The following is a 25646-nucleotide window of genomic DNA, read 5'->3' on the forward strand; positions in this document are numbered from 1 at the left end:
ATCACCGTGAAAAAATGCATTTTTCTATGCTCTTCTGCTTTTCACCGTTCAGAAACCCTTAAGAGGACTTTTTCAAATCTTACGCCCGGTGAAGCATATGGATGTCGAAGCGGCCCTTGAAAAGTTTCACTCGCTCAAAGTCTCTGAGATAATGCCTAGGCTCGATACAATGCCCATCGTAACCGCTGATTCTGACCTCCTCAACGTCCTCAAGCTCCTTAGGACGAGGCACCACGTCTGGGTCGTGAAGGACAGGGAGAGTATGAAGCTCGTCGGAGTCATCCGCTACATGGACGTCATTGACATTCTTCTCCCACCAGAGTCTCACAGGTTCAAGCTCGGAATGACGAGCAGAAGCATGAGGTCCCTTCTCGGCGGTGCGACCAAGGCTGAGGACGTCGCAGACAGGCACCCTCTAACGATTGAGGAAGAGGCAACGGTTCTCGATGCACTCATCAAGATGAGGCGCTACAAGGCCCAAGTTCTGGCAGTGGTCGAAGGAGAGAGGCTGGTCGGCGAGATAAGCCTGAGAATTCTGATAGACGAGTTCCTCAGGCTGCTCAGGGTGGGTGGTGCCCAATGGAAGGGGTAGCGTGGCTTCTAGCAACTATAGGCATCGCCCTAATCCTGGCCAAAATCGGCGACAGCATAATAGAGCGCTTTGAGCTCCCCGGAGTCCTCGGCGAACTTATAATGGGTATGATCCTCGGCAACCTCGTTTACTTCGGTTACGTTGCTCCCGATTATCTGCCCATTGTCAGCGGAATGGGCTATGAGTCCGTCTTAAATCAGATCGCTGAGTTTCTGGCGAAGCTCGGCATAATCTTCCTGCTCTTCTTAGGCGCTCTTGACGCGGACATAGAACAGCTCAAGAAGACTGGCCTCACGGCGACGGTTTCCACCGTTCTCGGAGTCTTCGTTCCGCTCGTTCTTGGCTGGTGGGCGCTCATGGCAATGGGCTACCCGAGCAGGGAGGCCTTCGCCGGCGGCGTCCTTCTGACAGCCACGAGCATAGGACTGACAGTGAGGGTCATGATGGATCTCGGCGTTCTGAGGAGCGAGGTCGGGGCAGCTTCCCTCAGCGCGAGCGTCATGGACGACTTCCTGGGCATAGCACTCATTATCTTTGCAGTTGGTACTGGAAGTCTCTTCGAGCTGAGCATTAAGATAGTTGCCTTCTTCATCATAACGGGCGTTCTTGGATGGTACTTCATCGACCACTACATCAGGTTCGCGGAGAGGCTTCACGTGGAGAAGGGCATCCTGGGGATGGCCATCGGTATGATGTTCCTCTTCGCGGCTTTAGCCGAAGGGTGGTTTGCAGCGGCCATCGAAGGCGCCTTCATGATGGGCCTCATACTCTCGAAGCTCCCTGAAGGTAAGCGCATTATGGAAGATGTCCGTGCGATAGGCTACGGCCTCCTGATTCCGTTCTTCTTCGTCCACACTGGAGCTATGCTCAACCTTAAGGTCTTCGAGCACGGCGATGCAATAACCCTCGCGGCAGTTCTATCGGTCATAGCCATAGTCGGAAAGATCGTCGGCAGGGGCTTTGGAGCGTGGATAACGGCATGGGGCAGGGGAAGGGACTTCCTCTTCACGCGGGAGAACTTCTGGATGTCGCTCCAGATGGGCATAGGCTCCGTTCCAAGGACTGAAGTAGCGCTCGTTAACCTCATGGTGGCAATCCACGGCGGGGCAATACCCTCAACTGACGCTCCGAAGTTTATAGCGGCCACGCTGATATTCATCACGGTCTCAGTGCTGATAACGCCGCCGCTCCTCAAATGGGCTTTCAAGGCAGAGATAGAGAAGGCGAAGGCGGAGAAGGCCGCTCAGAAGGTCGGGAGAATACAGGAAACAAAGGAGAAGATAAAGGAGCTGAAAGGCTCTGAGTGAGCCTCTCCCTTTTTCATCCAAAGAAAGCACCCATCATGTCCATCTGTTCTTCGCTCATTCCCTTTACCTTGAACTCGGGCATCTCGGGAAGGAGCTTCTCGTATTCCTCCTTTGTTATCTCCCTAGCTTCGCCGTTCTCGACGAGATAGAAGATACCGTAGTCGGGGTCGCGGTAGGCAACCAGGAACTTCTCGACCTCTATGTCGTCGAAGTTCACGAATATGACGTTTCCACCGGTGTAGGGCTTCTTGCACTTGAATGGGAAGCTCGATGAGTTAAGCATGGCATCGCCGAGGGCCTGGTTGGCCTTCTCACCGTTTATCTCGGTCCAGAAGGGTCTGCCCTCGAAGTCCCCTTCCACCACGATGAGGAACTTTCCGCCGTCCAGTTCGAGAACAGGGGCGCCTTTCTCCTGGAGTATCTTAAAGAGCTCGCCTATCGTCTCGGCTTCTCTGAGTGCAGCTACAAATCCTTCAACTTTCACAGTCTTCACCAAAACCAGTTGGGGCGGTGGGTATAAAAGCTTAAGCCCCAACATCGGTAGGATACTATGGCAACCTCAAACGGTCGCTACATCAAGAAGTGGGCAACGGTGCTTGGGTTCTCGCTGATGGCGGGGGTAGTTGGGGGACTCGGTGCCGTCCTCTTCAGAGTTCTGATAGCCTGGACTCATGATTTCTTCTTCGGTAAGATTCTGCCCGTAGTCTCCTACCAGGTAGGCGAGCTAAACCTGGGCTATGCTCTTCTTCCAGCTTTGGGTGCGCTCATTGTTGCCTTCATCATTGTTGAATTTCCTGACATAAGGGGAAACGGAATACCGGAGGTCATCGAGGCGGTCATCTTCAAGGGAGGCAACATACCGGGCCGTTTCGCAGTAGCAAAAATAGTTGCCACAGCCATAACCATTGGTTCTGGAGGAAGTGTGGGCAGGGAAGGGCCGATAGGCTTCATAGGTGCGGCATTGACTTCGATCCTCGCGAGGTGGTTCAACCTTTCAAAGGAGATGAAGAAGCTCCTCGTAACCTGTGGATTGGCCGCTGGAATAGCGGGAACCTTCAACACCCCGCTCGCTGGAGCGATGTTCGCCCTTGAGGTTGTTTATATGGGGGCCTTCTCCGTTAACTTAGTCCCAATCTTCATCTCCTCTGTTACTGGAAACGCCATCACACTCGCCATACTCAAGAGGGCCTTTGAGGTCGAAATCCCCGGAAACCTCGGGCATACCCTCCTCGAGCTTCCCTTTTTCTTCCTGCTGGGTATAATCCTCGGAGTTCTCGCGGCTTTCTACGCCAGGTTCATCTACCGCGTCTTCAACGCCTTTGAGGACCTGAGGATCAACCCGCTTTTAAAGCCGGTAATCGGCGGCCTTGGAGTTGGTTTTCTCGGGATGTTCTTCCCAACGTATGGGATATTTGGAATAGGCTATGAGGGAATGGAGCTGGCCTTCTACGGAAAGCTCACCCTCGGGCTCCTGCTTACCCTTGGGGTGGTTAAGATGCTCGCAACGGCACTGACCGTTGGCTCTGGAAACAGCGGAGGCGTCTTCGCACCGAGCCTCTACATAGGGACGATGTTCGGGGTGGCCTTCGGGATTCTTGTGGGAATGGCTTTTCCCTCCCTTGCCCCAAACCTAACTGTTTATGCCCTCGCTGGAATGGCGGCCTTCTTCAGCGGGATGACGCAGGCCCCGATAACGCAGATACTCATGGTAACCGAACTGACGAGGAGCTATGCTGTTCTGCCGGCAGTTATGACATCAGCAACGATGGGCTTCCTGACGGCGAGGTTCTTCCTCAACGGCGAGTCCATATACACCCTCAAGCTCCTGAGAAAGGGCTACCGTGTCAGGACTGGAAGACCCGTGGTTCTTGAGACAATCTCAGTTGGGGAAATAATGAGCAGAGACCCCGTCTATGTAACAAAGGACATGACCCTCTTCGACGTTGAGCATCTAATTGGTGAAACCGCCCACGACTGCTTTCCTGTGGTTGATGAGAACCTCAACGTCGTAGGCATAATAGGTATCAAGGACATCCTGAAGAAGCCATCATCCGTGAAAAGGCTGAAGGTTGAGAGGTTCTTAAACAGAGCCTACGCCGTTACCTATCCAACCGAAACGGCCGAGGCGGCATTCGAAAAGCTGATGGCCTACGACCAGAACCTTCTCCCCGTTGTTGAGAGTCCTACCAACAGGAGACTCGTGGGGGTTGTTACCAAAAGGGACATATACCGCGCCTACTACCGCGGCCTTGAGGGGATGTACATAGACTGAGGTGATCTTTATGATAGTTGATGCCGACCTGCACATTCATTCGCGCTACTCAAAGGCTGTCTCCAAGGCAATGACTATTCCAAATCTGGCCGAAAACGCCCGCTTCAAGGGGCTTGAAATGGTTGGCACGGGAGACATCCTCAACCCAAACTGGGAGAAAGAGCTTCTCAAATACACAAAAAAGGTAGACGAGGGGACCTACGAGAGAAACGGCATCAGGTTCCTCCTCACGACCGAGGTTGAAGATACCCGAAGGGTTCACCACGTCCTTATTTTCCCGAACATCGAAACCGTCCGCGAGATGAGGGAGAGGCTTAAGCCTTATTCTTCCGACATCGAGAGCGAGGGAAGACCACATCTCACTCTTTCGGCTGCCGAAATAGCGGACATTGCCAACGAGCTCGACGTTCTCATAGGCCCAGCTCACGCATTTACACCTTGGACAAGCCTCTACAAGGAGTATGATTCACTTAAGGAAGCCTACAATGGAGCGAAAATTCACTTCCTCGAGCTTGGCCTCTCGGCTGACAGCGAGATGGCAGATATGATAAAGGCCCACCACAAACTTACATACCTCAGCAACAGCGACGCCCACTCACCGATGCCCCACCGGCTTGGAAGGGAGTTCAACCGCTTTGAGGTTAATGAAGCTACCTTCGAAGAAATCCGGAAGGCCATACTGAAGCGCGGGAGAAAGATCGTCCTCAACGCAGGTCTCGACCCGAGGCTCGGCAAGTACCACCTTACCGCATGCTCTCGCTGTTACACCAAGTACTCCCTCGAAGAGGCCAAAGCCTTCCGCTGGAAGTGCCCAAAGTGCGGCGGGAGAATAAAGAAGGGCGTGAGGGACAGAATCCTTGAGCTTGCAGACACTACCGAGAGGCCGAAGGACAGACCGCCCTACCTGCACCTCGCCCCCCTCGCCGAGATAATAGCGATGGTTCTCGGCAAAGGAGTCGAGACCAAAGCTGTAAGGCTTGTCTGGGAGAGATTTCTGCGGGAGTTCGGAAGCGAGATAAGGGTTCTTGTTGACGTTCCCGTCGAGGAGCTGGCAAAGGTTCACGAGGAGGTAGCCAAGGCAGTCTGGGCATACAGAAAGGGCAAGCTCATCGTTATCTCCGGCGGAGGGGGCAAGTACGGCGAGATCAAGTTGCCAGATGAGGTAAGGAATGCGAGAATTGAAGACCTAGAGACCATCGAGGTTGAAGTTCCCAACGTTGAGGAAAAGCCCAAGCAGAGGAGCATAACCGAATTCCTCCGAAAGTCAAATAAGTAAGAAAGTTGGAATTTCTTACGGTGATACTCATGGAGGTCGTGAAAGTCTCCTCGAAGGGTCAGATCGTGATACCGAAGAGCCTCAGAGAAAAGCTGGGTATAAAGGAGGGGGAGTATCTGCTAATCTTCTCCAGAGGGGACGTTATAGTGATGAAAAAACTTAATATCGACGTCGAGGAGATCCTCAAAGAAGGAGAAGAAGCGGCAAAATCCCTTGGAGTTTCAGAGGAGGACGTTGCCAAAGCAGTAAGGAAAGTGAGGTATGGGGAATGAGGGTTCTGCTCGACACAAATGTTCTCATTTCTGCCTACTTCTGGCACGGTAACGAACGGCGGCTCCTCTGGGAATGCCTTGTGGGACTCCACGAGAACGTCATCTCAGATTATATAGAGGATGAAATTAGAAGAGTCCTTACTGGAAAATTTGGGATTTCTCCTGATAAGGTCGACAGATACCTCTTGCTCTTGGAAGAGTTCTCGATCAAAGTGCAAACAGGAAAAATTCCGCCTATTTCGCGGGATCCAAAAGACAATCCAATAATCGCTGCAGCAGTTTCGGGAAAAGTTGAAGCACTGGTAACTGGAGATAAAGACCTCCTCAGCCTTCGAGACGGTGAAAAGCTTTTCTGCCACATGGGGTTCTGTTTTATGGTCTTAACACCCTCGGAGGCGATATCATGCGGGAGTCAGAAATAATCGAGCTCTTCCTCAAGCACCTGAAAAGGCATGGTGAGCTCCCCCTTGGAGACGATGCCGGCGCACTAAAGATAGGAGACGAGTGGCTCGTTGCCACGAACGACATGCTCGTCAGGAAAACAGATGTTCCAGACATAATGACTCCAGAGCAGGTTGGGTTCAAAGCCGTGACAATGAACGTGAGCGACGTTGCAGCTATGGGGGCGGAACCCATCGGTTTTCTATTTTCGCTTGGACTCCCGGAGGGGTTGGATGAGGACTACATTGAGGGAATTGCCCGGGGCATAGGAGAGGCCCTCGACTACTATAAAATCCCCGTTCTAAGTGCAGACACCAATGAGGCGGATGACCTGATAATAGACGGCATTGCCCTTGGAAAAACCAAAAGGCTGTTAACCAGGTCGGGTGCAAAGCCCGGTGACCTCGTTTGTGTGACGGGAGATATAGGGCGGGCGTTCGCTGGCTATCTTGTATGGAAGTACGGCCTCGAAGTGTCTGAGAGCACCAGAAAAGCCCTCTACGAAAAGTTCCTTGAACCCATTGCACGGGTTAAGGAGGGAATTATCCTCAGTAAATCTGCGAACTCGGCTATAGACATAAGCGACGGCCTATCTAAGGAGCTTCATTTGATCTCCAAAATGAGTGGTGTTGGGATTGAGATAAGCTCCGGGAAGCTTCCGATACGTGGGGAAGTGTATGAAGTGGCTGAGGTCATTGGTAAGAGTCCCGTTGAGTTAGCCCTCGCAAGCGGGGAGGAATTTGAGCTTCTCTTTACCGTGCCACCAGAAAAGATTTCAGAGCTTGAAGTTGATTTTACCGTTATCGGGCAGGTCAGAGAGGGAAACGGAGTTTATATGGGCAGAAAGCCGCTTTTCCCACTTGGTTGGGAGCATTTTTCGAGATTGGATTAAACTGAATTCCGCTAATGTTTTAAAAGGCTCACATTAGATACTGCAGGTCGAGGTAAAATGGAGACCCTCAAAATAGCGCTCGTCAGCGACTGGTACTATCCAAAACTCGGCGGGGTAGCCGTTCATATGCATGACCTCGCGTTGTACCTGCGGGAGAGAGGGCATGAAGTTGATATAATCACGAACAACAGAAAAACAGGAAAAGAGGACGAGCTAAGGGAACTCGGCATCGGGCTCGTCAAAGTTCCGGGCAAGATTTTTCCGAGCGCAAGCCTAAACGTCTCTGCCTTTGCGAAGGGCTACGGCCTGCTCGAGCCGTTAGTCAGGGGCTACGAGGTCGTTCACGGGCACCATGCGTTTACCCCCCTTTCCCTGAAGGCTGCAATGGCGGCGAGAAAACTCGGCAAGGGCAGTGTCGTGACGACACACAGCATAAACTACGAGAACTCCTTCACAATACGCACCATGTCACGGGCAAGCTATCCCTATTACCGCTATCACTTAACTTACCCCCACAGGATAATAGCAGTCAGCAAGGCCTCCAGAGAGTTCATAAAGAGGTTCACAAGAGTGCCAGTGAGGATAGTTCCCAACGGGATCAACATCGAAAGGTTTGATATTCCCGTGAGCAAAGAGGAGGCCAAAGAGCTCCTGAACCTTGATGGGAAAGTCGTCCTCTACGTCGGGCGTCTTGAGCCCAGAAAGGGAGTGGGGACTCTCATATCGGCCATGAAAGACGTAGATGGAACCCTTTTGGTTGCAGGTTCAGGGAGCATGCTGCCCGTTCTCCGCAACAAGGCAAAGCTCCTTGGAATCTCCAACAGGGTGAAGTTCCTCGGCACGGTCAGCTATTCGATACTCCCCCTATACTACCGCGCGAGTGATGTTTTTGTTCTCCCGAGCCTGAGCGAGGCCTTTGGAATAGTCCTTCTTGAGGCGATGGCAAGCGGGACGCCCGTAGTAGGAACAAAAGTAGGCGGTATCCCTGAGATTGTTGACGGCTGCGGTATGTTAGTCCCCCCTGGAAACGCCCGGGCGCTCAGCAGTGCCATCAACGAAATATTAAACAACCAGAACCTGGAGAGAAAACTCGGAAAACTCGGAAAGCGCAGGGTGGAAAGGGTTTACGACTGGAGCGTCGTTGTGAAGTCCGTTGAGAGGGTTTACCGGGAGTCCCTGGAGGAGGCGGAAAAGGATGGGTCAAGTTATCCTCACGTTTGATGTCGAGCAGGACTGTCCGCCGTTTGCTTCGTCCACCAGAGGGATGGAAGAAGGCCTGCCTCTGGTCATGGACCTCCTGGAGGACAGCGGAATCAAAGGGACGTTTCTATTTACTGGAAGAATGGCAGAAAAGTTCCCCGAACTCGCCAGAAGAGCAGCCAAAAAACATGAACTCGGGTGCCATGGACTTGAACATGAAAGGTTTGACAGACTCCCCGGGGAAGAGGTTAGACGCCGGCTTTCTGAAGCGAGAGAGATCCTCTCCCGGTTTGGAAAAGTCGTTTCCTTCAGAGCGCCCAACTTCCAGTTTCCAGATGACCACTATCCAATACTTAAAGAGCTCGGATTTTTAGTTGATTCAACGAAGGCAAAGCACAAGGGCTGGCGAAGAGGAGTCACAGAGATTTCGGGCCTGCTCGAAGTCCCAGCAACTACGACGTCCATAGTTACCCGCCTTCCGTGGACACTGCAAAAGCCCTTCCACAAACGCTTCGAAGACCCAATCGTTTACATATTCCATCCGTGGGAATTCGTGAGAATGAGCAAGAGGCTCAGGCCGGACTGCTGGTTTGGGACTGGCAAAAGTGCCCTTGAAAACCTCCGCAGGCTGATAGAATTCCACATTTCAAGGGACGCCGAGTTTCTTACCCTTAGGGAATTCTACCACGAATACCAAAAGCTTAAACGTGAAGGGGAACTATGATAACTGGGTGAGAACATGCGCGAGGCGATGTGGTGGGAGCCGCTCGAAAACAACCGCGTGAGGTGCAGGCTCTGTCCCCTCAACTGCATCATAGACGATGGTAAGCGGGGCTCCTGTAAGGTTAGGAAGAACATAGGCGGAAGGCTCTACACCCTCAACTATGGGAAGGTCTCTTCGATAGCGGCCGATCCAGTTGAGAAGAAGCCGCTCTTTCACTTCTGGCCGGGTTCATGTGCATTCTCAATAGCCACCGTTGGATGCAACATGCACTGCAAGCACTGCCAGAACTGGGAGATAAGCCAGGCTGATGAAAGTTTCCCATACCTCCACGATATGACGCCTGAGATGATAGTCACGATGGCGAAGAAGTACGGCTGTGAGAGCATAGCCTACACCTACAATGAGCCGACGATCTGGTACGAGTTCGTCCTGGACACGGCAAAGCTGGCCAAGAAGGAGGGCCTCTACAACCTCATGATAACCAACGGCTACATCAATGAGGAACCTTTCAGGGAGCTCGCCCCCTACATAGACGCAATGAACATCGACATCAAGGCCTTCAACGATGAGTTCTACATGAAGATAGCCAGTGTCCCGAGCGGGGAGCCGAGCAGGAGGACGGCTGTGATAGCGAAGAAGGAATTCGGGATCCACGTCGAGCTGACCTACCTCATAATTCCAACGCTGAACGACAAGGAAGAGGAGATAAGGGCCTTCGCCCGCTGGGTCGTTGAAGAGACGGGCGACGACACGCCAGTACACTTCTCCCGCTTCTTCCCGCACTACAAGCTCCTTCACCTTCCTCCGACGCCAGTTGAGACGATCGAGATGGCCTACCGCGTTGCCAAGGAAGAGGGTCTGAAGTTCGTTTACATCGGCAACGTGCCCGGCCACCCTGGTGAGCATACCTACTGTCCGAAGTGCGAAAAGCCTTTAATAGTCCGCTATGGGTTTGAGATCGTTGAGTACAACGTGACCGATGATGGAAGGTGCGGGTTCTGCGGAGAACCCATCCCAATCGTTGGCACATACACAAAAAAGAGATATCCTGGTATGTGGTGGTGAAAATGAGGCCGATTGAGGTTATCTTCTACATTGAGGGCCTATCCAACGACAAGAAAGCTTTAGAAAGCGCCATGGGCCAGACCGTTGAATCACTAAAGGCCGAAAAAGGTGTCGAGATTAAGGACATCTACGTCGATGAGATAGTTGAAGACCCTGATAACGATCTCCTGCCATACTCCGGGATGATAGAGGCCAGAATCAGGGGGCCTTTTGAAGTCCTTGTTGACCTGGCTATCCGCTACGCCCCAGCGGCCGTTGATCTCGTTTCAACAAATGGCATCGAGATTCCTGCGGAGCAACTGACGAAAATCCTTGGGGGCGTATCCTATCTAATGGGGCAACTAATGGAGAAGTTCGGGCCGCTGGCGGCGTATCCAAAACTCGATGAACTCCCAGAGCCAAAGGTGGGGTATTCCAGGGAAGAGATAGAGTCCATGATAATCGACGAAAGAATGCTCCTCTACAGGTTCGTTGTCGAAGTCTACGGAGAGGACGAGAAGAGGGTTGAGGCAGACATCAAGAAGGCCCTCATGTACGAAGGATGCAGAATAAACAAGTTTGCCATGCAGCAGCAGGGAGAGAACGAAAAGACCGGCAGAAAACGCTTCCTGGTTGCTACAGAACTCATCTCCGGGATCGAAACTGCCTTCCAGCTGACGGGGAAATATGCCCCGGTTGCCATATCAGTAGTGGAGCCAGAGATCGTTGATTTGAACCCATCGGAGATCCAGGGTGTTCTTTCCGACCTGGCAGGCTTCGCTCACGAGCTTGTCATAAGGCCGCTAAAGGCCATGGCCATTGAGAAGGCGAACACCTCATTCAAGCTGACTAGATAATATCGGCAAAAGGCGAATTATGTGTAGGCATTAGGTTAAGCCTTCTTTTCATTTTTACGGCAATCAGCGAGCTTTTTTTGGCCGCTGAAAGGGTCTGAAAGCGAAAAGTATTTAAACCCCAAGTGGCCAGATAGGTATGACAACACTTAGTAGGGGCTAAAGCCCCAACAACCCAAGGAGGTGTTGTGGAATGAAGGTGAAGAAGATCGCGGCACTCGCAGTCGGTGCCGCTATGGTTGGCGCAACCCTCGGCTTTGCCAGCGCTACCGAGGTCCCGAACATCCCGAAGGACTTCTTCGTTAAGAACGGAGAGCCCAACGTTAAAATCGTCATTGGAAGCCAGGCCGCTGCTCAGGATGTTGCTTCAGCCGCTGACATAGCCGTTGCCCTTGGTACCCTGCTCTACACCGAGGAGGATGTTAAGGTTAAGGACGCCAGCGTTGTTGTTAAGAAGGACGTCGCCTACGACCCGGCTGACATCCCGGTCTTTGACAACCTCTACAAGGGGAACTACAAGCTTAAGGAGGACCTTAAGGACGTTGAGGGCTGGTGGAATGGCGCCTTCGACAAGGATGACTATCCCGAGTTCACCGTTACTCTCAAGGACTCACCATGGGACGATGGTATCTTTAACAAGGACGACCCGGGATGGGAGGATGTCGGAAAAGTCACTGTATACAACGCCGTAGAGTGGAAGGACGGAAACGACAACAACTACTGGAAGGACCCGAAGGGCAACTGGCACGACGCTACCGACGTCAGCATCCACTACACCGTGGCCATAGGCAAGATCGAGCTTAAGGGCTTTGACGAGGTCGACACCACCGACATAGACGAGTTCAGCGACTTCACACTCATCGTTGACGACGTGGTCGCCAACGTGAGCTTCAGCCTGAACGCCTACGAGAAGACCCTCAAGGATAAAGTCCTCGGTGCCACTGAAGAGACCTACGCCGTCAGTGACGTTAAGCCGAGCAGCTCCTACAGCCTCTACCAGGCCGATGTCATTAAGGGCGTTGAGAAGGGAGACACCATCACCCTCTTCGGCAAGACCATCAAGGTCCTCGACATAGGCGATGACTACATCGAGTACGGTAACGACTGGGGAGAGAAGTACGTCAACAAGGACGAGGTAGCAACCTTCGGCGACTATACCATCAAGGTCATCGATATCGACGTCAACAAGGTCAAGGCCCTCTTCGAGGTCTCAGGCCCGGCCGGAAGCAAGATAGTAACCCTCGACACTGACGACAGAACCGACATAAAGGACTCCGAAACCCTCTTCAACGGAGGCATAAGGATAAAACTCCTCGACACCTTCATTGGTATTGGTGGAACCACCAGCGCCCTCATCGAGGTCCAGACCGACATCAGCTACATCGAGGACGGCAAGGAGTTCATGCCCGGCTGGATAGCCAAGCTCGGCATAAAGGACGGCAAGCTCGAGTGGTTCGCCCTCCAGAACAAGGAGGAGCTTGAGGGCAAGGAGGTCAAGCTCTTCGACACCTACAAGGTTGACTACGTCGCCGACATCATGAAGAAGAAGAACCCTAAAGACGACAAGACCTACGCCGCCATGAGTGCCTACGTTGTCATCGACCCGCTCAAGCCGGAGTACACCACCAAGGAGCTCGGCGTCGGCGACGAGCTTGAGGGCTGGACAATCGACGACATAAAGGCCACCGCCAGCCCGGCCAAGGCCGCCGTCGTCAGCAAGATAACCACCCCGATAACTGTCCTCGACGACGAGATCATCGAAGCCGGCCTCGACAGCGTTGACAGCAACCTCATCCTCGTCGGTGGTCCGGTTGTCAACAAGGTCACCGCCGCCCTTGCCGACAAGCTCGGCGTCCCGACCACCTACGAGGAGTGGGCTGCTGACGAGAACCTCAAGGCCGGTGTCGTCAAGTACATCGACAACTGCCCGACCATCGGCGGCCACGGCGTCGTCCTCGTCGCTGGTGCTGACAGGGACGGCACCAAGGCAGCCGCCGAGGCTCTTATGGAGTACCTCGCTGGCCTTCACTGAAGGCCTTTCTTCTTCTCTTTCCTTTAGTTAGAATTTCTAGGAGGTTGTTGATGTGTCCAGAAGACTCCTTGCTGCCCTAGTTCTTATAATCCTGATTGCTGCTCCTCTAGGTTATCTAGGATATGGATATTCAAATTATGAGAGTTCAATTCATCCGTCCAAGTCAGCACCTGCTAAAACATACCTGGTTTTCAAACTGCCCGATGGTCGTTATCTCTCCCTTACCCCCAAGGAGTACGTTAATCTGACACTCCAGGGTTTTAAGCTACCTGCGGGCGCTAAAGGCTACGCAGTAAATGTCACGGGATACGTGACTGGAATCCCCGAAGTGGACGTAAACGTAACACTAAGAGCACCTTACGAGAAGTTTACCATAATCATCGGCGACACAAACGTCAAGCTATGTTCATCGTCTCCTGAAGAATTCGTTGGCAGCTGTGTCGAGAGAACTGCCGCAGTATCCGAGATAAGCGCCCTGACTTCAACTCTGTTTAAGAGGTACTACTACTGGAAGGGCCTTCAGGAGGGCATGGACAACGCCAGTGCCAAGGCCTATGCATATGAAGAGACCCTGAAAAGGCATGACATTAGGTACCTGACGTTCTTCACCAAATCCCTCATTGGACTTGGGCGTATTGGAAACAGAAAACACCTGGCAGTTGTGTTACTGGGGCCCAACGAAGGAGCTACCACGAACAGAATTACAGTGCCGAGAGAAGGACTGATAGTACTTGAAGGAAAATCTGACAGTGCCCTCCGCGCTGAAGTAGCACTCATAGAACACATAATCGGATTCAAATGGCCGGAGGGCAACCAGACCTCTACAGGGTGATTAGGTCTTTTAGCACGTTCTTTTTATCCTCTCCAATAACTTCGAAGAACTCTTCTGGAGTCTTAAAGGGACGTTTTGCCAGTATTTTCACGGCAGTCTTCTTTCCTATGCCCGGTATGTACTCCAAGACCCTTGGGCTCTCTTCATTCACATTTATCGGCACAGGGATTCCAGTTATGCTCCTGAACCCGTGATCAACGATTAAAACGTCGTAGAATTTGTTGAGGGGAACCTGCTTGGGCATCCCGACTATGAGTGGGTAACTCCCAATCTGCCTCCCATAGGTTAAGCCGTTATCAAAGACTTCAGCGCGGACGTCCCTTAGAACAGTTCCCACTGGGACAACACGCCTGAGCATAGGTAGGTCTATCTCGTGCCTTATCTTGTAGCGGTAGTGCTGGATAAGCTTCTTGTGCTTCTCAACCTTCACTTTATCCCTCATGTGCCACAAAGGTGTTCCTGGAAAAACTACTACCTGGCGGATGTTTATGCGCCTGACCATCAGACCATCATCCAGGAGTCTTTTCAGGAACTGGAACGTGATTTCGTAGCTCTTTTTGGTCTCTCCTGGCAGACCAAAGATTATGTTTATGCCCGGAAGAAGCCATGGCATTCCGTTGTAGCCTCTTCTTCCCCCAATTTCGTTGAGAAGTTTGACCGCCTCGTAGGTCTCCTCAGCTGTGGCGTTAAGGTTGTTGAGCTTTGCAACCTTTGGGTCGGCGCTCTCCAGTCCGAAGGCGACTACATCCCCGGGAGTGCCGTACTCTATCAGGGCCTTCGCTATTCTCCTGCTCTCGTCAGGATAGTTTGCTATGACAGCAGGGTTGGCGTTGTCTACATGGAGCGTCTTAACATTCGGAGCGACCGAGCGAATTCCGCGGAAGAGCTTCTCAACTGCCTCGGGGTTTGGTATAGGGACCCTGCCATCTGGCTTTGCCATGTAGGAGAATATACAGCTCTGCCTGCCTACCCGGAAGTGTCTGACACCAAGGGTATAGAGGGCTTTAACCTCTGCAACGACGTCCTCAACCGACCTGTCTTCCACTCTGCGATACCTGACAGGCTCGGTACAGAAGGAACATCCCCCAATTCCCATGGCTTTGGGACAGCCGCGTTGGGTTTCAATTTCAACTATAACAAAGTCAGGATAATCGGGAAACTGCTTGACGACTTCTGCTCCGATAATTGCATAATCCCTTAATTCTGCATAAGTCCTGAAGCGAAGCGGGTCTGCATCTTTTGGATTGCTCAAGTAGTCAAAGAGAAATGCCTCAAGGTCGCCATAGACTACGTGGTCAAAAACCTGATGGGCGAGCTGCAGTTCTCTGCTGGTTATCTTAATGCCCCCCATGCTGGCGGAGCCCATGAAAGCAGGCCCGCCGAGGATTTTCTCTCCTTTGAACTGAGTGAGAAACCTTGCTACCTCCTCCACGCTCCCGGGGACTGCGGACAGGTACTTTCCAGGAGTGTGGAGACCGCCGATGTAAACTATGATGTCGGCTTTTTCTAAGATTCCTTTCGTCTTAGGAAAGTTCGGCGTCTTGTTTCGGGTCGCTATCCCCCCCTCACCCAAGAATGTGGCACGCAAGTCGTCTATTGTGAGGTAGAAAATCGACGCATCTTTCCTGGCCTTCTTTATTGCACCGTAGGCATACCTCGGGTATATACCGAGGTAAGGAGGAACTCCCAAGCCAGCTGGTTCGTCGGTGTAGCCGTCTATAATAGCGACTATCATGTACTCGGGTCGGAGAGAGGTTTTAAAAAAGCTTGGGTGTTGTAAAGAGTGTGAGGGGGTATGGGCGAGCGAACTTATGACCACTTGAAGAAAGCAATTGAAGACCTTCAGAGACTAAGCCCTCAAGAACTTCTGTCGTACTGGATACAGAATGAACTGAAACTGGCGGAGACCTGCAGGTCTCTCTCAAACTATGCGAAAGAAGTCAGATGGGGGAATGATGCTTCAAACCTCTGCGAGCGGCTCGCCGAGTTGAGCGTTGAGACGGCCGAGAAGCTGATGGCGGAATACCAGAAACGGTTTGGAACTTCTGAGCTTTCTCCCACCAATGTTGAGCCAATAGAACTCCTCTTATCCTTGAAAGATCTGAAGAGAACTCTGAAAACTGGCAGAATTGAGGACGTTATAAAAACGCTTCTTGAGACGCAAAGGGTGATGCGCGAGATTTATTCATCCCTGGCATCAAAAACTTCCGATGAGAGGCTCTCGGAGCTTTTCAGCGCCCTATCGGAGCTGTCCCGCAGGAGGTATTCAACGCTCAAGGAGATGCTGGATAGGACTCAATGACCCCTTCCTTCTTCAAAAACTCCTCTATCTCAAGGACGTCCTCGGGAGACAGCTGAAAGACTCTTCTCTCTGAATGGGGAACCCTTGAGAAAACCTGCCTCAGCTCCCTGGCTTTATCCTTCGAGAGTCCAAGCATATGGGCAGACTTTTTCAGGGCCGCGGAAACAGTACTTCTTCTGTGCTGGAAGAGAGCTTTCACGAGGTTTTCATTGAGGTCAATCCTCTCCTCTGGAGGCTTTGGCTCAAGCACAACGACAGCAGAATCAACCTTGGGTCTCGGCCAAAAGGCCCCTTTTCCAATACGCTCAACGAGTTCTGCCCTCGCCTTCGCCCTGACCATCAGGGAGAGGCGAGAATAGTTCTTATCCCCTGGCTTGGCGACCATTCTCTCGGCAAACTCAAGCTGGAATATCAACACCGCACGCTCAAACTCGCGGCTCAGAAGTTTAAACGTCACCGGGGAGGATATCTGGTACGGAAGGTTTGAGACCATCTTGTTGAACTCCGGCCACTCTACCTTGAGTGCGTCCCCCTCTATTATCTCAACGTTTGGCCAGTTGTATTCCCTTCTCAGTATCTCCACGATCCTGCAGTCTTTTTCAATCGCGTACACTTTCCCGGCCCTTTTACTGAGCGGGTCCGTGAGGACACCCAGGCCGGGTCCGATCTCCAGGACGGTGTCTTTCTCTCCCACTTCTGCCCGTTCGATGTTGCGCTCTATTATGTCGGGAACTATCAGAAAGTTCTGCCCAAGGTCTCGGTTTGGGTGGAGGTTGTACTTATAAATAATTGAGAAGAGGCGGTCTCTCATACGCGGAATAGCCTCCTGTGGCCGACAAACAGCTTGTACCTGTCCTTATCCTGGAGTTCATCAACGATCCTCTTTGCTATCATTTTCACGGGATCGGGAAGCCCCTTAACCCTCTGCTTCAGATCCTCAAAGCTTTTGAAGGGCTCTCTCTGCCTCTCCTCTATTATCTCCCACATGTGCTTTTTCCCGATTCCAGGCAGGAGTTCGAGGCTGTGGAGCCTGTTGGTTATCGGCGGTGCCATGTTGAAAAACTGGACAAACCTCTCTTCGTTGTTTTTCACGATTTCCTCAACAACGTACGGAAGCTCGGCCTTAGCAGTGTCGGTAAGCTCATCGTAGGAAATCCTCTTGTTTATAAGCAGGATTTTATCCCTGTTTCCCTTTCCAATAAAGACCCTCTCGTAGAGCATGAGGTCAGTCTTTGGAGTAACCTCAAGGAGCGTAAAGGCCTTCTCACCAATAACCTGGGCAACCGGCTTTCCGGTCCTTCTCCCGCTGGCAATGTCAATGTATCCATCTGGAAGGTAGTCTAACACATAGGCGTATTCCTCATACTCATTGTGGTGCCTCTTTTTACCCACACTCTCCCTATAGGAGTGTCTCCTGTACCTATCCATAGTCTCTCCCCCAGAAGTTATTCACCTACCAGTTTTTATACTTTCCTCAAGGGAAAAGAAAAGAAGTCACTCGAGGGGCCGGTATTCGTCAACTAACCTTGATAATCTCCTCGGCCTCCTCGGGAGTCGGCATGTACTCCTCCTTCGCGAAGATGACGCGGATGTCGAGGTAGTCCTCTGGTAGGATGTCAACGAGCTTTGCGGCTATTCTTTCGTTTATCCAGTCGAAGAGGCCCATAAGCTTCTCCTTAAGTTCCCTCGCCTGCTCGGGCTTCAGCTTTGCGAAGCGCTCGGCGTGCTCAAGGCTAACCCTGGCCTCGTAGAACATCGGCTCCTCAGGGTTTTCGGCAAGGCCTTCGGCATGCCTTCTCTCGAGGAGCTCCTTAGCCTCTGCTATGGTAATGTAGTGCTCCTCGAGCTTCTTCCTGCCTATCATAGTCATCCCTTCTGGGGCCTGAGATGGACGGGGTGTATGAAGAAGGTCTTGACCTTACCGCCGTCGGTTATCTGGACGATGTAGGCGTCTCCGCGCTTGCCGACGACAGTTCCCGTCCTTCCGTGGAACCTCGGGTCGGGCATGCCCTTGTGGTAGCTCGGCTCGATGACGATGTGAACCTTCTGCCCGACCTCGAACTCCTGGAGGAACCTGGTAAGCGGGGGAAGGCCCCTTCTCCTCGGGTGCTTGCTGAGCTTGCCCCTCGTCTTCCTCCTGAAGCTGTGCGCCTTCTTAACCATTTCAATCACCTCACAGGTGTCTTTAATCACTCAATCCAGCAACTCCCACAGGGAGAGTCCAGTCTTTTCACGAGTTTCCCGGGGTCGCTCTTTTCGCACCAGTTTACCAACTAACCCAACCCGGGAATCAGTATTGCCTCTGGTGAAGCGTTTATAAATTTTTCACCACTCAAGAAGAGTCCTCAGATCTCTCCTCATCAAGGACGTTTAGAACATCAAGCCGCTCACACCACGCCGGCTTGCCGAGAAGGTCGCTGACGCTCGGCTTCGTCCTTCCTTTGTCCCCGGAGATGAGCTCCTTGATGTAGAGGCCGCCGTCTGTAATGAGCCTCAGCTCGAAATGTTTATCATCGATCCATCTTGCTTCGGCGTAGTGGACTCTCCTCACCCTCACTTTGTCGGCCCTCGCCTTCCTGACTCTCCAGGGCGTTCTCTGGTGAATCTCAAGTCCAGTGAGCTTTTTGGCAACTTCCTCAGCTTCTTCGGGAGTAACACCTTCCTTCACAAGCACAAGGGCAAGGTACTCCTTCCTGTGCGGTGTCGAGAGGACTCTCTCAGCTTCGTCTGGGGTGGTGAACCTTAGGTTCAGCACTTCAACCTTTCCGCTTGCGTTGATCTCCCTCGCTATCTCTTCAAGGTTAATATTTCTCCTCTTCGGGCGCTTTATCTCCAGGATGAAGGGCCTTCCGTTGCCGAGCATCCTAACGTCAACGTCCTCTCTTCCGGCCCCTTTAAAGACGCACTTCCCTCCGGTTGCCCTTGAAAACGGGCGACAGATTATTGATGCGACGCTCTCTTCGAAGTCCGGGTGCGGTGTCTGGGGTATTCCACGAAGGAGCTTTCTATAACGACCGTATATGTAGAGGGGGTTTATCTGGAGCTCAATTTTGCCGGAGTAAGGCTCGACTATGAAGACAACGTCAGGACTTTTTGACGTGTCCTTTCCGGTTGCCCTCCCAAAGGCCTTTCCAAGCTCGCGGTTGAACTCGCGGTTTATCGGCTCGGCGGTTTCTATTCCGAACTCATCCCAGATCGCCTTCTCTTTCTCCTTGACCTCATCAGGAAACCTCGAGCCGACGAGAAAAGTCTCAAACTCAACATCTTTCGCTGCTTCCTTCATATTCTCGACAAGCTCAGGGATTCTATCAAAAACATTGTTGCACAGCTCACATTCCTTGGGCTCTTCCACCGGTGGGAGACCATCTTTAGCCCGCTCCATGTTGAGAACGAACCTTATCGCCTTTCCCCTCTCCTCGTTCGTGCCTTTTCCGAGCTTTGCGAAGAGCCTGCCGAGGCAGTGGTCGCAGAGCTGATACCTCTCAAGCACTTCACTGGCCTTCTCGACTATCATGCTCCCACCCTAAAGCTTTTTATTTCCAGCTTCAAACTACCCCCATGCCGACTCGGAGGGAGAGGATAATAAGCCTTTTGGAGGAGCGGGATTACTCCCCCAGCGAGCTGGCGAGAGCGCTTGATCTCCACGGGAAGGGATCAGTGAAGATAATCCTCGAAGACCTGAAGGCGATCCAGAAAATTCTCAAGAGAGATGGGAAAGTTCTTCTGATAAAGCCTGCAGAGTGCAGAAACTGCGGCTTCGTCTTCAAGCCCGAGATAAAAGTCCCCTCCAGGTGCCCACGCTGTAAGTCCGAGTGGATAGAAGAGCCGAGGTTTAAAATAGAGAGCAAGTAAGGCCTGTCTTCCAAGTTAGGCTTTTCTGTGGAATGCAGTCCACGATTATTACCGTATCTTTTCCTGCTTTTTCCTCCCAGTAAACTCGCGGGATATTATGGCGAGGAAAACTGAAATTCCTTCCACAACGAGCGCACCTGTTATTGCAACAAAAGTTATGCCAAATGCGTTCTCAGCTGTAATGAGACCCATTGCGCCAACAATGGCGAGTCCTGTTATTGCACCACCGAAGTACTCTGGACCCGAAATAAAAGCATCCAGAAGTGATAATGGTCGGAAAAAGTATGTCGGGAGTGATGAAACCGCCACAACCAGGAGAAGGGCGCTTCCGGGAATATCCTTATTCCAATAGCTCAAGGCCGCTACCAGAAACACCGCTCCAATGCCTGAGATGTAGGATATCGGAGCCGACAAGAAGTCCTTGGATACCTTAGTCTCAAAAAGAGTTCCAACGACGATCATCCCGATTAGTATGGTCGTAAGGGATATCCTGGGCGATACTGATTCTTGATACTGAGTGACAATGATAACGAACGAAACCAGAGTCCCCATTCCTGAGCCCGTTATGAACCTCTGAACCCTCTTAGTGTTCATCATTTACTCCCCCACTCCAGCTAGTATGGCCCCTTGAAAGCCTGTCCGCAATTCTCAGCGGTAGCGGATAGCCATTTTTGTTTAAAGTCTTAACTACTTCAACCGCCGAGGGCAGGTCAATGAGGTGTCCAACACTGACGTAGGCCTTACCCACCTTCACCCATGAACCCTCTGGAGTGCCCCTCAACAACCGCTTTGAAATTCCAATCGTCGGAATTCCCAGAACAAGGCCGATGTGCGAGGCCAACCCATATCCCCTTGGATGGGCCCTCCCGTGTCCTTCCACGAGGAGTACGTCTGGTCTCTCCTTCCCGAGGGCAATGAGAACCGGCCTTGTCTCCCGGAGGAAAAAGAAAGTTGGGATGTACGGAAAGCTCACATCAACTTCAACAACCCTTTGTTTCAGCAGTTCGCAGTCTGGAAAAGAGCAGAGGACGAAGGCAGCTCTTGCTCTTTCATCTCGATAAGAGACGTCAACTGCCCCTACGGTTTTAATCTTCGAGACTTCCAGCGGCCTTTCAACTATCCTTTCGGCCAACTTCCTCTGAACTTCCTCCAGCTTTTTGAAGAGTCCCTCACTCATCCCCAACCGCCGCTTTCAGCTTCTCTTCAAGCCTTTTGTTCAGCTTGGCCCTCGTGAGGTCCTCAAGGGTTCTCTCCAGAATGTGCCGCGCCTGATCCTGCTTCGTCCTGATGTTTACGAGGCCTTTGGGGTACTCAAGCGTCATAAGCTCGCCGTACAGCTCCTCCATGAAGCGGTAAACTTCTTCAGCTTCCTCAACCTTGCCATCGATGAGCAGGAGCAGGAAGTGCCTTCTCAGTTCGCCTACGAAATCTCCAAGGCCCAGGAGATAGTCAGCCTCTGGAACACCTAGATCCCAGGGGGATGGGAACTCCCTTCCTTCCCTGTAGGCCAGGAGAAGGGTCGCCTCGACGAATTCCTGGTGGGCGCTCTGGACGTAGCCGGAGTAGTACAGCATCGGGTAAGGCTTGAGACTCTCCCTGATCATCTCCACGAGCTGCTGGGCACTTTTGAGCCTCTGCCTTGCAGTCTCAAGGTCGTTTCTGTGGATGGCCTTCACGGCATCGCCGCTCAGCCTGACAACCTCTCGCGTTAGCCTTAGAGCCTCTTCCCTTGCGGAATCAGCCTCGTCTAAGGTTCTCCTTATGCCATCAATTATCTCTTTCAGCTCCATATGACCACCACTTTGTGTACGCGAAACTCCTTAAAAGTCCATTCACAAGCGTTTTATAGTGTTTGATAAACTTTGGCAGGGGATGGGAATGAAGAGAAAGGTCGATGAATTCATGGAAAGGCACGGCCTCGGTGTGGGGGACCTCGTCAGGGTCGTCAAGAGGGAAGGAGACGAGAGGATAACCTTCGAGGGCCTTGTTATGCCGCCCTACGAGCTTTCTCCAGGAGAGACACTCACAATTAAGCTCGACAACGGCTACAACATCGGCATCCTGATAGACGCGATAGAGGGCATCGAAATCCTTGAGAAGGCGAAGGAAGCCCCCAAGATGGAGTTCAGGGAAGTCCTGCCGAGGAAAGAGGGCCTCCCAAGCGTTACCATTTTAGGAACGGGTGGAACAATAGCAAGCAGGATAGACTACAAGACCGGCGCGGTTCACGCCGCCTTTACTGCCGAGGAGCTGGCGAAGGCAGTCCCGGAGATCTTCGATATAGCCAACATAACGCCAAAGCTCCTTTTCAATATAATGAGCGAGGACATGAAGCCCGAGTACTGGAAAAAGATCGCCCACGAGGCCGCGAAGGCTCTCAACTCCGATGAGGACGGAGTCGTCATTGCCCACGGAACGGACACTATGGGCTATACTGCAGCTGCACTCAGCTTCATGCTGAGGAACCTCACAAAGCCCGTAGTTCTCGTGGGCTCCCAGAGGAGTTCCGACAGGCCGAGCAGCGATGCGGCGATGAACCTCATCTGCGCCACGAGGATGGCAGTTAGTGACGCTGCTGAGGTTATGGTGGTCATGCATGGAGAGACCAGCGACACCTACTGCCTCGCCCACCGTGGAACCAAGGTCAGGAAGATGCACACGAGCAGGAGAGACACATTCAGGAGTATCAACGACGTTCCTATTGCCAAGGTCTGGCCAGACGGAAAGATCGAGTACCTAAGGGACGACTACAGGAAGAGGGGCGAGGGTGAGGTAGAGGTTGACGACAAATTCGAGGAGAAGGTCGCGATACTCAAGATCTATCCAGGTGTAACCAGCGAGCTCCTTGAGTTCCTTGTTGATAGGGGCTACAAGGGAATCGTCATCGAGGGAACGGGCCTCGGCCACACGCCAAACGACATGATACCCGCAATTGAGAGGGCCGTTGAGAACGGTGTGGCGGTATGCATGACGAGCCAGTGTCTCTACGGGAGGGTGAACCTCAACGTCTACTCAACTGGAAGGAGGCTCCTAAAGGCTGGCGTTATTCCATGTGAGGACATGCTCCCTGAGACGGCCTACGTCAAGCTTGGCTGGGTTCTCGGGCATACGGACGATCTCAAAGAAGTTAGGAGAATGATGCTGACCAACTACGCCGGCGAGATAACGCCCTACACGAGGTTTGACACATTCCTGAGGTGATGAGATTGGGTATTAAGGCCGTTTACCGGAACGGGGTGTTCAAGCCTCTTGAAAAGGTGGAACTACCTGAGGGCATCGAGGTAGAGGTAGTGATAAGAAAAGCCGGCCCGATTTTGAAGAAGTACTCAGGAGTCCTGAAGAAGAGCGAGTACGACTGGGAGGCAGAGTACTATGAGTACATCGAAGAGAGAGCGCGTGGTGATTGACAGCAATATCTGGGTGGAAGTCCTGAGCGGGAACAGCGACGTCATTGAACTTCTTGACAGAGTCAGCGAGGATTTCACCCTATGCATAACGCCAACCATCTATTCAGAGGTCTCTTTCGTGATACTCGGTCACTACTTTACATCAAAAACTGGGAAGAAAGGTGTCTACGCCCTGAAAAAAGAGCTGAAAAAGAACCCAGAACTTTATGAGATCGTCGAAAAATTTGATGAACTTCTCTATGAGCTTTCAGAAGCTGGCCTACTTGAATTCCTGGGGGAGAATGAAGAAGTCATCAGAAGGAGCAGAAAGCTCAGAAGGGAGTACAGGCTCCTACCTAACGATGCTATGATTCTTGCTGTCTGTGATGTTTATGGAATATCCAAAATTGTGACCCTTGATGATGACTTTTTGAGAACTCACCTGGAGGTGTTGAGATGACAGACAAGTTCAACTACGAGGAGCTCGGCCTCAAGGTCGGTCTTGAGATACACAGGCAGCTCGACACCAAGAAGTTATTCTCCCCTGTCCCGAGCGAGCTCAGCGACGAGGTTGACTTCACCTTTGAAAGAAGATTGAGGCCCACGATGAGCGAGCTGGGGGAGATTGACCCTGCTGCTCTGGAAGAGTTCAAGAAGGGCAGGAAGTACATCTACGAGGGCAACTACAGGCTTACCGACCTCGTTTACATGGACGAGGAGCCGCCGAGGGGGCCCGACAGGGAGGCCCTTGAGGTTGCACTCCAGATAGGCTACCTCCTCAACGCCAAGCCAGTTGATGAGGTTCACTTCATGAGGAAGATCGTCATAGACGGTTCCAACGTCTCCGGCTTCCAGAGGACGGCGATAGTTGCCGTGAACGGGAAGGTAGATACCCCCTGGGGGAGCGTTGGAATCCCAACAGTCTGCCTTGAGGAGGATGCCTGCCGTATCGTCGAGAGGAAGGAGAAGGAGGTAATCTACCGCATAGATCGCCTTGGAATCCCGCTGGTCGAGATAAGCACAACCCCGGACATACACCACCCTGAGCAGGCTAAGGTCGTAGCCAAGTATATAGGAGACGCCCTAAGGGCCACGAGAAAGGTCAAGCGCGGTCTCGGAACCATCAGGCAGGACCTCAACGTCTCGATCAGGGGCGGAGCGAGAGTCGAGATAAAGGGTGTCCAGGAGCTTGACATGATACCACTCATCATAGAGAGGGAAGTCGAGAGGCAGCTGAACCTGCTCAGGATAAGGGACGAGCTGAAGAGGAGGGGTGTTAAGCCTGAGGACATCAAGGAGGAGTTCTACGACGTGACGGAGATCTTCCAGAACACCGGCTCGAAGATAATCGCGAGGGCAATTAAGAGCGGCGGGAAAGTCTTAGCTGTAAAGCTCCCCAAGTTCCGCGGGTTAATCGGGAAAGAGATTCAGCCTGGAAGAAGGCTCGGAACGGAGATGGCCGACAGGGCCAAGAAGTACGTGAGGGGCATCTTCCACATCGATGAATTACCTAATTATGGAATTACAGAATTAGAGGTTAATGCGGTTATTGAAAAACTTGGTCTCGGAGAGGAGGACGCGTTCGTTCTCGTCGCGGCCGAGGAAGAGACAGCCAAGAACGCGCTCCGCGAAGTCATCAAGAGGGCGAGGGAAGCCATCGAAGGCGTTCCTGAGGAGACGAGAAGGGCCTTACCAGACGGCAATACACAATATATGCGCCCGCTTCCAGGAAAGGCCAGAATGTACCCAGAAACTGACATACCCTCTATATTCCTGCCGCCGGAGGAGAAAGAGAGAATAAGGGCCAACCTGCCCGAGCTCCCGCAGGAGAGGGTAGAGCGCTACGTCAAGGAGTACAAGATAGACAGGAGCTTAGCCGAGACCCTTGTAAACGACGAAAGGGATGAGCTCTTCGAGGAGCTGGTGGAGAAGGGAGTTAAACCCTCCCTGGCGGCTTCAATACTCGTCGTCGTCCTTAAGGGCCTCAAGAAGGAAGTCCCGGTCGAAAACATTACCGACGGGCACATCATGGAAGCCTTCCAGCTCTACCTCGAAGGGAAGATAGCGAAGGAGGCCTTTGAGGAGATATTCAAGGAGCTGGCACTCCACCCGGAGAAGACTGCAAAGCAGGTGGCTGAAGAGAAGGGACTGACGCTCCTCAGCGAGGAAGAGGTCGAGAAAATCATTGATGAGGTTATCCAGCAGAACATCGAGGTGATCAAGGCCAAGGGCATGGGGGCAATGGGCATGATAATGGGAAGGGCAATGGCGAAGCTCCGCGGAAGGGCCGATGGAAAGCTTGTCAGCTCCCTCGTCAGAAAGAAAATCCAGGAAATAGCGGGCTGAGGTTTTTAAGTCCTTTTTCTCC

General features: G+C 52.3%; 28 protein-coding genes and 1 pseudogene. 19 read left to right on the forward strand and 10 right to left on the reverse strand.

Translation table 11 applies throughout. From position 1 onward, the window contains the following. Positions 1-97: 97 nt before the first annotated feature. Both TK_RS04355 and TK_RS04360 read left to right on the forward strand, forming a co-directional pair. Positions 98-592 carry a CBS domain-containing protein gene (locus tag TK_RS04355; RefSeq protein WP_011249834.1) on the forward strand — a complete coding sequence of 165 codons (495 nt, stop codon included), beginning with the start codon at positions 98-100 and terminating at the stop codon, positions 590-592. Then, positions 580-1899 carry a cation:proton antiporter gene (locus TK_RS04360; protein ID WP_011249835.1) on the forward strand — a complete coding sequence of 440 codons (1320 nt, stop codon included), beginning with the start codon at positions 580-582 and terminating at the stop codon, positions 1897-1899. Before TK_RS04355 ends, TK_RS04360 begins: the two co-directional genes overlap by 13 nt. Positions 1900-1912: 13 nt before the next feature. Here the strand turns inward: TK_RS04360 and TK_RS04365 are convergent, their stop codons facing one another. Next, positions 1913-2383 carry a hypothetical protein gene (locus TK_RS04365; protein WP_011249836.1) on the reverse strand — a complete coding sequence of 157 codons (471 nt, stop codon included), beginning with the start codon at positions 2381-2383 and terminating at the stop codon, positions 1913-1915. A 66-nt stretch (positions 2384-2449) separates the two neighbouring features. On the opposite strand from TK_RS04365, the gene TK_RS04370 reads away from it, so the two are divergent. The 11 genes from TK_RS04370 to TK_RS04420 all read left to right on the forward strand — a co-directional run bounded on the left by TK_RS04370 (position 2450) and on the right by TK_RS04420 (position 13738). Then, a complete protein-coding gene (locus TK_RS04370; RefSeq protein WP_011249837.1) occupies positions 2450-4171 on the forward strand; it encodes a chloride channel protein in 1722 nt (573 codons plus the stop codon). Positions 4172-4181: 10 nt separating this feature from the next. Then, positions 4182-5447, forward strand: coding sequence for a TIGR00375 family protein (locus TK_RS04375; RefSeq protein WP_011249838.1), 1266 nt, complete (start codon positions 4182-4184; stop codon positions 5445-5447). A 29-nt stretch (positions 5448-5476) separates the two neighbouring features. Then, entirely contained in the window at positions 5477-5719 is a 243-nt protein-coding gene (locus TK_RS04380; RefSeq protein ID WP_011249839.1) for an AbrB/MazE/SpoVT family DNA-binding domain-containing protein, read from the forward strand. Beyond that, a complete protein-coding gene (locus tag TK_RS04385; RefSeq protein WP_011249840.1) occupies positions 5716-6141 on the forward strand; it encodes a putative toxin-antitoxin system toxin component, PIN family in 426 nt (141 codons plus the stop codon). The genes TK_RS04380 and TK_RS04385 overlap by 4 nt, the downstream gene beginning before the upstream one ends. Beyond that, entirely contained in the window at positions 6123-7052 is a 930-nt protein-coding gene (locus tag TK_RS04390) for a thiamine-phosphate kinase (protein WP_011249841.1), read from the forward strand. The genes TK_RS04385 and TK_RS04390 overlap by 19 nt, the downstream gene beginning before the upstream one ends. A gap of 57 nt (positions 7053-7109) precedes the next feature. Further along, the gene (locus TK_RS04395; RefSeq protein WP_011249842.1) at positions 7110-8273 is read left to right on the forward strand and encodes a glycosyltransferase family 4 protein; all 1164 of its coding nucleotides are present in this window, start codon (positions 7110-7112) and stop codon (positions 8271-8273) included. After that, on the forward strand, positions 8248-8976 hold the full coding sequence (locus TK_RS04400; RefSeq protein ID WP_011249843.1) for a polysaccharide deacetylase family protein: 729 nt from the start codon (positions 8248-8250) through the stop codon (positions 8974-8976). The genes TK_RS04395 and TK_RS04400 overlap by 26 nt, the downstream gene beginning before the upstream one ends. A gap of 15 nt (positions 8977-8991) precedes the next feature. Further along, complete coding sequence (amrS, locus tag TK_RS04405; RefSeq protein ID WP_011249844.1) at positions 8992-10041, forward strand: AmmeMemoRadiSam system radical SAM enzyme; 1050 nt, start codon at positions 8992-8994, stop codon at positions 10039-10041. A 2-nt stretch (positions 10042-10043) separates the two neighbouring features. Further along, entirely contained in the window at positions 10044-10877 is an 834-nt protein-coding gene (locus TK_RS04410; protein ID WP_011249845.1) for a hypothetical protein, read from the forward strand. A 190-nt stretch (positions 10878-11067) separates the two neighbouring features. After that, positions 11068-12906, forward strand: coding sequence for an S-layer protein (locus TK_RS04415; RefSeq protein ID WP_011249846.1), 1839 nt, complete (start codon positions 11068-11070; stop codon positions 12904-12906). A 52-nt stretch (positions 12907-12958) separates the two neighbouring features. Further along, on the forward strand, positions 12959-13738 hold the full coding sequence (locus tag TK_RS04420) for a hypothetical protein (RefSeq protein WP_011249847.1): 780 nt from the start codon (positions 12959-12961) through the stop codon (positions 13736-13738). On the opposite strand, the gene TK_RS04425 is transcribed toward TK_RS04420, so the two are convergent. Continuing rightward, complete coding sequence (locus tag TK_RS04425) at positions 13728-15473, reverse strand: radical SAM protein (protein ID WP_011249848.1); 1746 nt, start codon at positions 15471-15473, stop codon at positions 13728-13730. The genes TK_RS04420 and TK_RS04425 overlap by 11 nt on opposite strands. Positions 15474-15533: 60 nt before the next feature. On the opposite strand from TK_RS04425, the gene TK_RS04430 reads away from it, so the two are divergent. Further along, a complete protein-coding gene (locus tag TK_RS04430; RefSeq protein ID WP_011249849.1) occupies positions 15534-16040 on the forward strand; it encodes a hypothetical protein in 507 nt (168 codons plus the stop codon). Here TK_RS04430 and rsmA read toward each other — a convergent pair. From rsmA to TK_RS04455, 5 genes and pseudogenes are all read right to left on the reverse strand, one after another. Then, positions 16012-16851, reverse strand: a complete 840-nt coding sequence (rsmA, locus tag TK_RS04435) for a 16S rRNA (adenine(1518)-N(6)/adenine(1519)-N(6))-dimethyltransferase RsmA (protein ID WP_011249850.1) — start codon at positions 16849-16851, stop codon at positions 16012-16014. The genes TK_RS04430 and rsmA overlap by 29 nt on opposite strands. Further along, positions 16848-17468 (reverse strand): DUF655 domain-containing protein, encoded by a 621-nt coding sequence (locus TK_RS04440; RefSeq protein ID WP_011249851.1) that lies wholly within the window; start codon positions 17466-17468, stop codon positions 16848-16850. The genes rsmA and TK_RS04440 overlap by 4 nt, the downstream gene beginning before the upstream one ends. Before the next feature lie 66 nt (positions 17469-17534). Then, positions 17535-17904: pseudogene (locus TK_RS04445) on the reverse strand (RNA polymerase Rpb4 family protein). 2 nt (positions 17905-17906) lie between these two features. Beyond that, positions 17907-18203, reverse strand: coding sequence for a 50S ribosomal protein L21e (locus TK_RS04450; protein WP_011249853.1), 297 nt, complete (start codon positions 18201-18203; stop codon positions 17907-17909). Positions 18204-18372: 169 nt separating this feature from the next. Beyond that, entirely contained in the window at positions 18373-19554 is a 1182-nt protein-coding gene (locus tag TK_RS04455) for a tRNA pseudouridine(54/55) synthase Pus10 (protein WP_011249854.1), read from the reverse strand. A 44-nt stretch (positions 19555-19598) separates the two neighbouring features. Here TK_RS04455 and TK_RS04460 point away from each other — a divergent pair, with 44 nt between their 5' ends. Then, the gene (locus TK_RS04460) at positions 19599-19892 is read left to right on the forward strand and encodes a transcriptional regulator (RefSeq protein WP_011249855.1); all 294 of its coding nucleotides are present in this window, start codon (positions 19599-19601) and stop codon (positions 19890-19892) included. 48 nt (positions 19893-19940) lie between these two features. On the opposite strand, the gene TK_RS04465 is transcribed toward TK_RS04460, so the two are convergent. From TK_RS04465 to TK_RS04475, 3 genes are read right to left on the reverse strand one after another with little or no spacing between them, the layout of a single operon-like run. Continuing rightward, the gene (locus tag TK_RS04465) at positions 19941-20486 is read right to left on the reverse strand and encodes a hypothetical protein (protein WP_143598676.1); all 546 of its coding nucleotides are present in this window, start codon (positions 20484-20486) and stop codon (positions 19941-19943) included. Beyond that, complete coding sequence (locus tag TK_RS04470; protein ID WP_011249857.1) at positions 20476-21069, reverse strand: endonuclease V; 594 nt, start codon at positions 21067-21069, stop codon at positions 20476-20478. Before TK_RS04470 ends, TK_RS04465 begins: the two co-directional genes overlap by 11 nt. After that, complete coding sequence (locus tag TK_RS04475; protein ID WP_011249858.1) at positions 21062-21682, reverse strand: haloacid dehalogenase; 621 nt, start codon at positions 21680-21682, stop codon at positions 21062-21064. Before TK_RS04475 ends, TK_RS04470 begins: the two co-directional genes overlap by 8 nt. Before the next feature lie 88 nt (positions 21683-21770). Between TK_RS04475 and gatD the strand changes: the two genes are divergently transcribed. From gatD to gatE, 4 genes are read left to right on the forward strand one after another with little or no spacing between them, the layout of a single operon-like run. Next, positions 21771-23093 carry a Glu-tRNA(Gln) amidotransferase subunit GatD gene (gatD, locus tag TK_RS04480; RefSeq protein ID WP_011249859.1) on the forward strand — a complete coding sequence of 441 codons (1323 nt, stop codon included), beginning with the start codon at positions 21771-21773 and terminating at the stop codon, positions 23091-23093. Continuing rightward, positions 23093-23299: an antitoxin family protein gene (locus TK_RS04485; protein ID WP_011249860.1), complete on the forward strand. Its 207-nt coding sequence runs from the start codon at positions 23093-23095 to the stop codon at positions 23297-23299. The genes gatD and TK_RS04485 overlap by 1 nt, the downstream gene beginning before the upstream one ends. Next, on the forward strand, positions 23265-23738 hold the full coding sequence (locus TK_RS04490) for a type II toxin-antitoxin system VapC family toxin (RefSeq protein WP_048053691.1): 474 nt from the start codon (positions 23265-23267) through the stop codon (positions 23736-23738). The genes TK_RS04485 and TK_RS04490 overlap by 35 nt, the downstream gene beginning before the upstream one ends. Then, entirely contained in the window at positions 23735-25624 is a 1890-nt protein-coding gene (gene gatE / locus TK_RS04495; RefSeq protein WP_011249862.1) for a Glu-tRNA(Gln) amidotransferase subunit GatE, read from the forward strand. The genes TK_RS04490 and gatE overlap by 4 nt, the downstream gene beginning before the upstream one ends. The last annotated feature ends 22 nt before the right edge of the window (positions 25625-25646 follow it).

This window comes from Thermococcus kodakarensis KOD1 (assembly GCF_000009965.1).
GTDB classification, from domain to species: Archaea; Methanobacteriota_B; Thermococci; order Thermococcales; family Thermococcaceae; genus Thermococcus; species Thermococcus kodakarensis.

Coding starts and splice junctions, on each gene's coding strand:
- TK_RS04390 (WP_011249841.1), top strand. CDS start 6,123: ATGCGGGAGTCAGAAATAATCGAGCTCTTCCTCAAGCACCTGAAAAGG.
- amrS (WP_011249844.1), top strand. CDS start 8,992: ATGCGCGAGGCGATGTGGTGGGAGCCGCTCGAAAACAACCGCGTGAGG.
- TK_RS04440 (WP_011249851.1), bottom strand. CDS start 17,468: ATGGATAGGTACAGGAGACACTCCTATAGGGAGAGTGTGGGTAAAAAG.
- TK_RS04415 (WP_011249846.1), top strand. CDS start 11,068: ATGAAGGTGAAGAAGATCGCGGCACTCGCAGTCGGTGCCGCTATGGTT.
- TK_RS04370 (WP_011249837.1), top strand. CDS start 2,450: ATGGCAACCTCAAACGGTCGCTACATCAAGAAGTGGGCAACGGTGCTT.
- TK_RS04465 (WP_143598676.1), bottom strand. CDS start 20,486: ATGAACACTAAGAGGGTTCAGAGGTTCATAACGGGCTCAGGAATGGGG.
- TK_RS04470 (WP_011249857.1), bottom strand. CDS start 21,069: ATGAGTGAGGGACTCTTCAAAAAGCTGGAGGAAGTTCAGAGGAAGTTG.
- TK_RS04475 (WP_011249858.1), bottom strand. CDS start 21,682: ATGGAGCTGAAAGAGATAATTGATGGCATAAGGAGAACCTTAGACGAG.
- TK_RS04430 (WP_011249849.1), top strand. CDS start 15,534: ATGGGCGAGCGAACTTATGACCACTTGAAGAAAGCAATTGAAGACCTT.
- TK_RS04360 (WP_011249835.1), top strand. CDS start 580: ATGGAAGGGGTAGCGTGGCTTCTAGCAACTATAGGCATCGCCCTAATC.
- TK_RS04375 (WP_011249838.1), top strand. CDS start 4,182: ATGATAGTTGATGCCGACCTGCACATTCATTCGCGCTACTCAAAGGCT.
- TK_RS04395 (WP_011249842.1), top strand. CDS start 7,110: ATGGAGACCCTCAAAATAGCGCTCGTCAGCGACTGGTACTATCCAAAA.
- TK_RS04380 (WP_011249839.1), top strand. CDS start 5,477: ATGGAGGTCGTGAAAGTCTCCTCGAAGGGTCAGATCGTGATACCGAAG.
- rsmA (WP_011249850.1), bottom strand. CDS start 16,851: ATGAGAGACCGCCTCTTCTCAATTATTTATAAGTACAACCTCCACCCA.
- TK_RS04455 (WP_011249854.1), bottom strand. CDS start 19,554: ATGATAGTCGAGAAGGCCAGTGAAGTGCTTGAGAGGTATCAGCTCTGC.
- TK_RS04485 (WP_011249860.1), top strand. CDS start 23,093: ATGAGATTGGGTATTAAGGCCGTTTACCGGAACGGGGTGTTCAAGCCT.
- TK_RS04460 (WP_011249855.1), top strand. CDS start 19,599: ATGCCGACTCGGAGGGAGAGGATAATAAGCCTTTTGGAGGAGCGGGAT.
- TK_RS04385 (WP_011249840.1), top strand. CDS start 5,716: ATGAGGGTTCTGCTCGACACAAATGTTCTCATTTCTGCCTACTTCTGG.
- TK_RS04450 (WP_011249853.1), bottom strand. CDS start 18,203: ATGGTTAAGAAGGCGCACAGCTTCAGGAGGAAGACGAGGGGCAAGCTC.
- TK_RS04425 (WP_011249848.1), bottom strand. CDS start 15,473: ATGATAGTCGCTATTATAGACGGCTACACCGACGAACCAGCTGGCTTG.
- TK_RS04355 (WP_011249834.1), top strand. CDS start 98: ATGGATGTCGAAGCGGCCCTTGAAAAGTTTCACTCGCTCAAAGTCTCT.
- gatE (WP_011249862.1), top strand. CDS start 23,735: ATGACAGACAAGTTCAACTACGAGGAGCTCGGCCTCAAGGTCGGTCTT.
- gatD (WP_011249859.1), top strand. CDS start 21,771: ATGAAGAGAAAGGTCGATGAATTCATGGAAAGGCACGGCCTCGGTGTG.
- TK_RS04400 (WP_011249843.1), top strand. CDS start 8,248: ATGGGTCAAGTTATCCTCACGTTTGATGTCGAGCAGGACTGTCCGCCG.
- TK_RS04490 (WP_048053691.1), top strand. CDS start 23,265: ATGAGTACATCGAAGAGAGAGCGCGTGGTGATTGACAGCAATATCTGG.
- TK_RS04410 (WP_011249845.1), top strand. CDS start 10,044: ATGAGGCCGATTGAGGTTATCTTCTACATTGAGGGCCTATCCAACGAC.